The sequence below is a fragment of the Clostridium sp. KLE 1755 genome (assembly GCF_000466465.2).
GTDB classification, from domain to species: domain Bacteria; phylum Bacillota; class Clostridia; order Lachnospirales; family Lachnospiraceae; genus Eisenbergiella; species Eisenbergiella porci.
Genome location: NZ_KE992776.1, coordinates 1 through 9,507, shown reverse-complemented (window position 1 = coordinate 9,507; position 9,507 = coordinate 1). Strand labels below are relative to the sequence as shown.

The following is a 9,507-nucleotide window of genomic DNA, read 5'->3' as shown; positions in this document are numbered from 1 at the left end:
TCCGCTACCGCCCCGTCCGCCAGGGCCTCGATAAACAGGAAAACAAAGGCCGGGGAGCTTCCGCTGACTGCGCCCACCACATCCATCATTTTCTCAGAAACCTCCACCGCCTTTCCGAAGCTTCCGAGAATCTCCAGCACCGTATCCCGGGCCTTTGAACCGACCTCCGGTGAGGCGCAGACGCCCGTACAGCCTTCCCCTACCAGCGCAGGCGTATTGGGCATGCATCTGACCACCGGAAGCCTCTGCCCGAATTTTTCCTGAAGCCAGGCTATGGTTTTTCCCGGCGCCAGGCTGATTATCGTTTTGCCTTCCCAGGAAATACCTTTTATTTCTTCAATGACTTCTTCAAAAAACTGAGGCTTTACCGCAAGCACAAGTATTTCCGCCTGTTCCGCCACTTCCCTGTTGGAGGATGCGGTACGGATTTTACAGCTGTCCTCCATTTTTTTTCTGGTAGCTTCCGTTTTCGCACTGCCGCAGATGTCCTCCGGCTTTACGATACCCTTGTCCAGCATGCCGCCAATGACGGCCCGGGCCATATTTCCAAGTCCGATGAATCCTATTGTCATATTCGCTCCTTCCTGATTGCTTCCGCCTTCTGTCCTTTTTCCCGCTGCATTGTTTTCATCCTCCGCGGCGCTGCCTTGCCGCCTCATACATGAGAATCCCCGATGCCATGGCGGCGTTGAGGGATTCCACGCGGCCCTCCATGGGAATTTTGATATAGGTATCAGCCAGCGCGGCGGTTTCCTCCCGCAGGCCGTTTCCTTCATTGCCGATCAAAAAGGCGCTGCCCTTCCGGTAATCTTCGCCGTCGTACCAGCTTTTTCCCTTCAAATGTGCCGCAAACAGACGGATTCCCGCTGCCTTCAGCTGCACTGCCGTCTCCTCCAGGGAGGAAACATAGACGAACGGCACACGGTAAATGCTTCCCATGGTGGAACGTATGGTTTTGGGATTATAAATATCCGCCGTTTCCCGGCTCATGATAACGCCTCCGATTCCGGCGCCCTCCCCGGTGCGCAGTATGGTCCCCAGATTGCCCGGATCCTGGATATCCTCCAGAATCATGAGAAGCGGGTTCTTTGCTGCCAAAAGGTCTGCAAGCGCATATTTTTTCTGCCGCATTACGCACAGGATTCCCTGCGGCGCCGCGGTATCGCTCATCTTGCGGAAGACCTCCTCCGACACGGTTTCAAAGGGACGGCCGGCCAGCTTCTCCATACAGGCCGCATTCTGAAAGCCTTCCACAGCATATATTTCTTCAATTTCTTCTTCCTGCGCTTCCAGAAACATTTTCACGCCTTCCACCACGTATTTGCCCTCCTGCCTGCGCTCCTTTGCCTTCTGGTTCAGCGCAGCCACTTTTTTAACACGGGTGTTGGATGCCGATGTAATCATTAACTGTTCCTGCCTTTCTGCGGCCTACAGCTGCTTTAACAGCTTTCTGGCAGTCTCGTGGGAAGCAAGCACAATCAGATGCTCCCCATCCTCTATGAAATCATCCGCAGAGGGCATGATGTGGGATTCGCGGCCTTCCTTCTTAATCCCGATGATCGTAACGCGGTAACGCGCCGCAATGTTGGATTCCCGGATGGATTTTCCCACCCATTCCTTCAACGGGCTGATTTCATAAATACCGTATTTGGAAGAGATTTCTATATAATCAAACACATTATCCATGCTGAACCTGGCCGCACAGCGCTCGGCAATATCCTTTTCCGGATAAATAACCTCGTCCGCGCCGTTGCGCAGCAGGAATTTTGCCTGGATATCCCTGGTCGCCTTGCTCACCACATGCTTTCCGCCCATTTCCTTTACCAGGCTGGTAATTTCCAGGCTGCTCTGGAAGTTCGTGCCGATACAGATAAAAATCACGTCAAAATTGCCGATTCCAAGGCTGCGCAGCACTTCAGGATTCGTGCAGTCCCCGATTTTGGAGCTGGTAGCGTAGGGAACAAGGCCTTCCAGCTTCCTTTCATCACTGTCAATTATCATGACATCATTTCCCAGGTCGAGAAGGTTGGAGGCAAGATGCTGCCCAAAGCGCCCCAAACCGATAACAAGCATAGATTTCATAGTAATTATTTATCCTCCTTAGAATTATCCCACCACAATTTTTTCCACCGGCTGCTTCACCGGAGGCTCCGGCTTGCTTCTGGCAAAAACAAGGGTAAAGGTCAGGCTTCCCAGCCTGCCGCAGTACATGAGCAAAATGATGACGATACGGGACAACGGCACCAGTTCCCTGGTAATTCCCGTTGTCATTCCCACCGTCCCAATGGCGGAAAACACCTCAAACAGCGCGTCTGAAAGCTTCAGCGGCTGCGCTGACATGATAATGAGGGCCGCTGCCACGGCCAGTCCCAGGTCAATGGTAACAATGGCGCTGGCTCTCTTTACCGCGCTCTCCTCCAGACGTCTGTCCAGAATATTGACTCCATGGGTCCCCCGCACCATGGCTATGGTGGAAAGAACCATGACGACCGCAGTGGTCACTTTCACGCCGCCCGCCGTAGAACCGGGGCTGCCGCCGATAAACATAAGAACCATCGTTAAAAATTTGCTGGAATCCTTCAGCGCGGCGGTGTCCACACTGTTAAAGCCCGCAGTCCTGGGGGTTACCGAGCTGAACAGGGAGCCCAATATCCTCTCCCTGACATTCATTCCGGCCAGCACATTGTCCTTTTCCATCAGGTAAAAAAGCAGGGCTCCGCCGAAAATCAGGATCCCTGTGGTAATCAGTACGATCTTGGTGTGCAGAAGATATTTTTTGAAATTCAGTCTGTTTCTGTGGATATCATCCCAGACAAGGAAGCCTGCCCCGCCGATTATAATCAGGGCCATAATAGTCAGGTTCACCAGGATATCCCCTTCATACGCCACCAGCGAGCTGTAAGCCTCATTTCTGCCCATCAGGTCAAAGCCGGCGTTGCAGAAGGCTGAAATCGCATGGAAAATCCCCATATAGCAGCCTCTCCAGAACCCATACTGCGGCACAAAGCGGATGGATAGCAGCAGGGCGCCTGTCAGCTCAAAGGCAAAGGTGCCCATCACAATCTTGCGGACCAGCTTTACCACGCCGGCCAGTTCAATGGTGCTCACGCTTTCATGGATGGCCTCCCTTTCCTTCAGCCCGATTTTCTTTTTCAAAAGGACCGCGATATAGCTGCCGATAGTGATGAAGCCCAGGCCTCCGATCTGTATCAGGGTCAAAATGACCAGCTGTCCGAACAGGCTCCAGTTCTGATAGGTATCCGCCACCACCAGACCGGTCACGCAGGTGGCCGAGGTGGCCGTAAACAGGGCGTCCAGAAAGGGCATCCATTCCCTGCTGCGGGTGGAAACCGGGAGGCATAAAAGAAGCGCTCCCATCAGTATAATGAGGGCAAAGCCCAGGGCAAGCATTCTGGTATACGGCATTTTCTGTTTTTTCTTAGTCAGCATAATTAATCTTCCATCGTAACTGTTTAAGTCCCGCACAGTTACCTTCTGTTAAGTCCCCATAAACAGGCCGCGGGAATCAAAGACCTCGCTGCAAGCAACGAGGTATCAAACTTGCAGCGCTGCAGAGCAGCGGGGTATTTGACCCTCGCGGCAGTCGCCAAATATCCATGCAAGCATGGATACTTGGTTCGTTGCTCGCGGGAATAAACAGGAAGGCGCCGGTTCACACCGGACGCCTTTATTTCCTTTCTGATTCAGCATTCTTAAATTGCAAGCAGCTTGCTGATTCTGTATTCGTATTCCGGAATATCCTTCTGCATTGCCAGCGCATCCTCGATGTCAAAATCCTGGAATTCGCCGTGGCGGTAACCGATAACCCGGTTAGTTTTACCCTCGCAGAGGATATCCGCCGCAAGGCAGCCCATAATGGAGGCATAATAGCGATCCTTACAGGTAGGGCTTCCGCCTCGCTGCATGTAGCCCAGGATCGTCGCCCTGGTTTCCACACCTGTGGCTGCTTCGATTCTTCTTGCCATGGAGGTGGAATGTCCGATACCCTCCGCATTGATAATCAGATGATGGGTTTTGCCCCGTTTTCTGTTGTTGATGATGTTGTTGATGATGTTCTGCTCATTATAATCGTATTTTTCAGGAAGAAGGATATCCTCCGCGCCGTTGGCAACACCGCACCAGAGGGCGATATAACCGGCATTCCTGCCCATTACCTCAATAATGCTGCAGCGTTCATGGGAGGATGAGGTGTCCCTTACCTTATCGATTGCCTGCATGGCCGTATTCACCGCCGTGTCAAACCCTATCGTATAATCCGTACAGGCAATATCCAAATCAATGGTGCCGGGAAGGCCAATGGTGTTGATGCCGTGACGCGAGAGAGCCTGCGCTCCCTGATAGGAGCCATCTCCGCCGATAACCACCAGACCGTCGATGCCATGCTTATGGCAGATTTCCGCACCCTTCTTCTGTCCGGCCTCCGTCTTGAATTCCTGGCAGCGGGCTGTGCCCAGCACGGTGCCGCCTCTCTGAATGATATCGGAAACGCTGCGGGCCTGCATATCCACGATTTCTTCATTTAAAAGGCCCTGATAGCCTCTCTTGATTCCCTTTACCTTAACTCCGTTGCTGATCGCCTTCCTGACAACGGCGCGGATTGCCGCGTTCATTCCCGGCGCATCGCCGCCGCTTGTCAATATTCCAATAGTTTTAATAGCCTTTGCCATGAATTATCCTCCAGTCTGCCGCCCTGTGCGGTCATCGTGAAATGGTGTCCCGTTTTGCAGCACCTCTTTTTGGCGTCTTTTCTTAACTGATCTTGTTTTTATTTTAATCTATACACGGTTTGTTTTCAATCCTTTTCTCGGATTCCGTGCTTCCGGCGCTGCACATTTGTAACTGTCCCGTCCCTTCACAGTTACTGCCGGAATCCATCCTGAATCGTCCCTGGCGATGGATTTTGGCACTTCTGAATCACTTTCTTACGGTCAGGGCAGTAAATGCGCAGACCTGTCGGAACTGTAACCTGATTTTAAACCACCCTGATATTGCTTTCCCCGTACAGCTCCGATAATCTGGATACCAGCTCCTTATCCGCCTTCACATTCCTGTTGGGCGGCAGCGCCTTTTTGGCCTTGGGATTTTCCACATAGATAACGACACCGTCATTTCCGTCGGACTGGGCAAGAAGCTCCAGCAGCGCTTTTTCCGTCTTTTCATATGCTTCCTTTGTGGGAAATTTAATCCACAGTGTCTTCCTGATATCGTCAAAGGCCTGGATGGATTCACAGATCAGCTTGCCGTCCCGATCCTCCTCCGCGGAGGCGCGGCCTTTAATGAACACCTTGCTGTCCTCCGTCAGTTTGGCGCTTTCCTGCTCATAAACCTTGGGAAAAACAACAACCTCCACAGTGCCCACCAGATCCTCCAGGGTCAGGAAGGCCATCACCTTATCGTTCCTGGTATACTTGATTTTTTTATCGGAAATCATGCCGCCTATGGTCACCCGTTCCTGATCGCGCACATTCATTTCCCCGGTTTCCTCATCCAGCAGGAAATCCGCCGTGGTTCTTGTAATGTGCTTCCTCCAGGTCTGCTCATATTCCTCCAGGGGATGTCCGCTGACATAAATGCCAAGGACCTCCTTCTCAAAGCCCAGGAGCAGCTCCTTGGAATATTCCCCCACATCGGGCAGGCGGATTTCAAATTCGCCCTTGTCTTCCTCATCCACCAGATCAAAAAGGCTCATCTGGCCCGCCAGGTTATTCTTTTTATTATGCTGCTGGGCATCCATCATCTGCACAAAAACGCTCATAAACTGTTTTCTTGTGCCGCCCAGCCCGTCGAAGGTGCCGGATTTGATAAAATTTTCCACCGTCCTTTTATTGACTTCGGAGTCCGCCATGCGGGTCACAAAATCCTGAATGCTCAAAAACGGGCCTCTTGCCTCACGTTCCGCGGTAACCTGGTCGATCACAGGCCTTCCCACACCCTTAATTGCGGTCAACGCATACCGGATGGAGCCGCCGGACACGGAAAAACCGGCCTCTCCTTCATTGATATCCGGAGGGAGGATTTTAATGCCCATGGATCGGCAGGTGAGGATATATTCGGAAACCTTGCCCGGGTTATCAATGACGGACGTAAGCAGCGCCGCCATGAATTCCACGGGATAGTAATATTTCAGATAAGCGGTCTGGTAGGAAACCACCGCGTAACAGGCTGCATGGGACTTGTTGAAGGCATATTTTGCAAAATCCATCATTTCTTCATAAATCGTCCCCGCAACTTCCGCGGAAATCCCGTTGCTCACACAGCCCGGAACGCCTTCTTCCTCGTTGCCGTAAATAAAGTTCGCACGTTCCTTCTCCATAACCGACTGTTTTTTCTTGCTCATGGCACGGCGCACCAGGTCGCTTCGTCCCATGGTATAGCCGCCCAGATCACGCACGATCTGCATTACCTGCTCCTGGTACACAATACAGCCGTAGGTCGGCTCCAGAATCGGCTTCAGCTGCGGGCAGAGATAGGTGATGCTGGCCGCATTGTTCTTACCTTTAATATAGCGCGGGATAAAGTCCATGGGGCCCGGCCGGTACAGGGAAATTCCTGCGATGATATCCTCCAGGTTCTGGGGCTTGAGCTCCTTCATGAAGTTTTTCATCCCGCCGCTTTCCACCTGGAACACGCCGTCCGTCCTGCCTGTTCCGATGGAATCCAGGACAGCTTTGTCGTTAAAATCCACATTGTCCATATCCAGCTTCACGCCGGTATCCTTTTCCACCAGGCGCACCGCGTTCTGGATTACCGTAAGGGTACGCAGCCCCAGGAAGTCCATTTTCAGAAGGCCCAGCTCCTCCAGCGTCGTCATGGTGAACTGGGTGGTAATGCAGCCGTCGGAACCACGGGAAAGCGGCACAAATTCGTCCGCGCTCTCCGGACAGATAACCACGCCGGCAGCATGCATGGAGGTATGTCTGGGAAGACCCTCCAGGCGCTTGCTCATATCAATCAGGACCTTTACCTGCTCATCGGATTCATAGAGCTTTCTCAGCTCCGGATTGGCCTGCAGCGCCCTGTCAATGGTCACATTCAGCTCATTGGGTATCATTTTTGCAATACCGTCCACATAGGAATAAGGAAGATCCATTACCCGGCCCACATCCCGGATAACACCCTTGGCCGCCATGGTACCGAAGGTGACGATCTGCACTACCTTTTCAGAGCCGTATTTTCTTCCCACGTAGTCGATGACCTCCTGCCTTCTTTCGAAGCAGAAGTCAATATCAATATCCGGCATGGACACACGCTCCGGATTGAGGAAACGTTCAAAAAGCAGATTATATTTAATAGGATCAATATTCGTTATTTTCAGGCAGTAGGACACAATGCTGCCAGCCGCCGAACCTCTTCCGGGACCTACCATGATATCGTTGCTTTTGGCATAGTTAATGAAGTCCCAGACGATGAGGAAATAATCCACATAGCCCATGCGTTTGATAATGCCAAGCTCATAATCCAGCCGTTCCCTGAGCGTACCGTCATCCTCAGGGTAACGTTCTTTAAGCCCGTCGTCGCACAGCTTATTCAGATAGCCCCAGGAATCATAGCCTTCGGGCACCTCAAAATGAGGCAGCTTTGTCACGCCGAATTCGATTTCCACATTGCAGCGGTCCGCTATGGACTGGGTATTCTCCACCGCCTCCCAGGCGTAGGGGAACAGCCCCTTCATTTCTTCCTCGCTCTTTACATAATACTGGCCGCCCTCGTAGCGCATACGGTCCTCGTCCGCCAACTTCTTCCCAGTCTGGATACACAGCAGGATATCATGAGGCTTCTCGTCCTCTCTATAGGTATAATGCACGTCGTTGGTGGCTACCAGAGGGATATCAAGCTCCTTGCTTATGGAAAGCAGCGCCGTATTCACCGTATGCTGCGCCGGGATACCGTGATCCTGCAGTTCCAGGAAAAAATTCCCTTTGCCAAAGCATTCCTGGTACTTAAGCGCCGCCTTTTTGGCTTCGTCTATGAGGCCCTTCTGGATATTCCTGGCCACTTCTCCTGCAAGACAGGCGGACAGGGCAATAATGCCCTCATGGTAACGGTTCAGAATCTCCATATCCACACGGGGTTTATAGTAATAGCCCTCCGTAAAGCCCTTGCTCACAATTTTCATCAGATTGGCATAGCCGGTATTGTTTTCCGCCAGCAGCACCAGATGGTAATACCGGTCGTCCCCGCCGGTCAGCTCCTTATCAAAACGGGAATTGGGCGCCACATAGACCTCACAGCCCAGGATGGGCTTGATTCCCGCTTCCTTCGCAGCCCGGTAGAAATCAATTACGCCATACATCACTCCATGGTCGGTGATGGCCGCGCTGTCCATGCCCAGTTCTTTTACCCGTTTTACATACTCTTTTATCTTATTCGACCCGTCCAGAAGGCTGTATTCCGTATGGACGTGAAGATGTGCAAATGCCATGGATTATTGACTCCTTTCCCGGACAAACATGCCCTTGTTTTTTTCCATTCCGAACCTTTGCTGGAACCAGTCGCATTTACAGAGGAAGGAATAATAGACATTCAGGCCGCAGCCATGCATGGTTTCAAAATTACCCTGTCCCTTTGCCAGGATCACATCCGCCTCGTCCAGAAGCCGCCTCGTCTGTTCATCCACATAGGCAAGAGGCGTCCCTGCCACGCCGCAGCCGTTGCCCGTTACCTTAGCCACCTCGCACAGCCCCACCTGGACAGCGTCCTCCATAGTTGCATCATTCAGGGTATTCTCCCCCCGCACCAGAACGGTCAGATCCAGTCCGGGAAAACGCTTCTGCATTTCTTCAACGACCAGCTTATCGCAAACGATCTCGCCGCAGTTATCAGTTATGTAAACCATTTTATCCGCCTTTTCCAAATCGTCCAGCAGCCGGGCATATACCTGCTCATCCATACGATCCTGCGCCGCCTCATTCAGAAGCTGAAAAAGCGTCTCCTTGTCCACGCTGGAGGCCATGCCGAAATCAATATAATTGGCAACCCGCGCATAGACAAACGCCGTATGCAGCGGATCCTCCCCCGCCGCCATCGCCGCCCGGATGTCAGGCTCCACCGATAACATAAGCTCATTAAATTCCTTTTTAATCTTATCATAATCCGTTACCGGGCCGAAAATACCGCGGTAAACTTCATTAATCCTCTCCACCAGAACAGGCGCCGAGTCCTGCGGGCTGCTTTCACCGATAATCCGGGCGACCTGCTTTATAAAGGCATCCCTGTCCTCCTCAGTCCCCATCCCCCTGACTCTCTCTTCCTGCCTGTCCACAAGACAGCGCATACAGGATGCACACAGCTTCATTGCGTTACCTGACCTTTCCGACCCCTGACCAAAACTGCGGGCGCATAACACATTCTTCCTGCCCTTAGGGTTCCTGTTTTCCACAAAAATTATTACTGCAATTACTGTACCATGCGGGGGGGATTTTTACAATATGGAATGTAGGGAGTGGTACGCCTTGAGAGCGGCGGGGGATGGAGGGCGGAAGGGGC

At 52.3% G+C, this 9,507-nt stretch carries 7 protein-coding genes; all 7 read right to left on the bottom strand.

Translation table 11 applies throughout. The features are described 5' to 3' along the window. Positions 1 to 572, bottom strand: a 572-nt coding sequence (locus HMPREF1548_RS25605) for a pyrroline-5-carboxylate reductase family protein (RefSeq protein ID WP_035323990.1), incomplete at its 3' end; no start/stop codon positions are given. Positions 573 to 627: 55 nt separating this feature from the next. After that, positions 628 to 1,404 carry a TrmH family RNA methyltransferase gene (locus HMPREF1548_RS25600; RefSeq protein ID WP_021639680.1) on the bottom strand — a complete coding sequence of 259 codons (777 nt, stop codon included), beginning with the start codon at positions 1,402 to 1,404 and terminating at the stop codon, positions 628 to 630. A 24-nt stretch (positions 1,405 to 1,428) separates the two neighbouring features. Beyond that, the gene (locus HMPREF1548_RS25595) at positions 1,429 to 2,082 is read right to left on the bottom strand and encodes a potassium channel family protein (RefSeq protein ID WP_021639679.1); all 654 of its coding nucleotides are present in this window, start codon (positions 2,080 to 2,082) and stop codon (positions 1,429 to 1,431) included. A gap of 24 nt (positions 2,083 to 2,106) precedes the next feature. After that, on the bottom strand, positions 2,107 to 3,450 hold the full coding sequence (locus HMPREF1548_RS25590) for a TrkH family potassium uptake protein (protein ID WP_021639678.1): 1,344 nt from the start codon (positions 3,448 to 3,450) through the stop codon (positions 2,107 to 2,109). A 263-nt stretch (positions 3,451 to 3,713) separates the two neighbouring features. Continuing rightward, a complete protein-coding gene (gene pfkA, locus HMPREF1548_RS25585) occupies positions 3,714 to 4,688 on the bottom strand; it encodes a 6-phosphofructokinase (RefSeq protein ID WP_021639676.1) in 975 nt (324 codons plus the stop codon). Positions 4,689 to 4,993: 305 nt separating this feature from the next. Next, a complete protein-coding gene (locus tag HMPREF1548_RS25580; RefSeq protein ID WP_021639674.1) occupies positions 4,994 to 8,443 on the bottom strand; it encodes a DNA polymerase III subunit alpha in 3,450 nt (1,149 codons plus the stop codon). 3 nt (positions 8,444 to 8,446) lie between these two features. Further along, positions 8,447 to 9,316 carry a damage-control phosphatase ARMT1 family protein gene (locus tag HMPREF1548_RS25575; RefSeq protein WP_025487460.1) on the bottom strand — a complete coding sequence of 290 codons (870 nt, stop codon included), beginning with the start codon at positions 9,314 to 9,316 and terminating at the stop codon, positions 8,447 to 8,449. Positions 9,317 to 9,507: the final 191 nt, after the last annotated feature.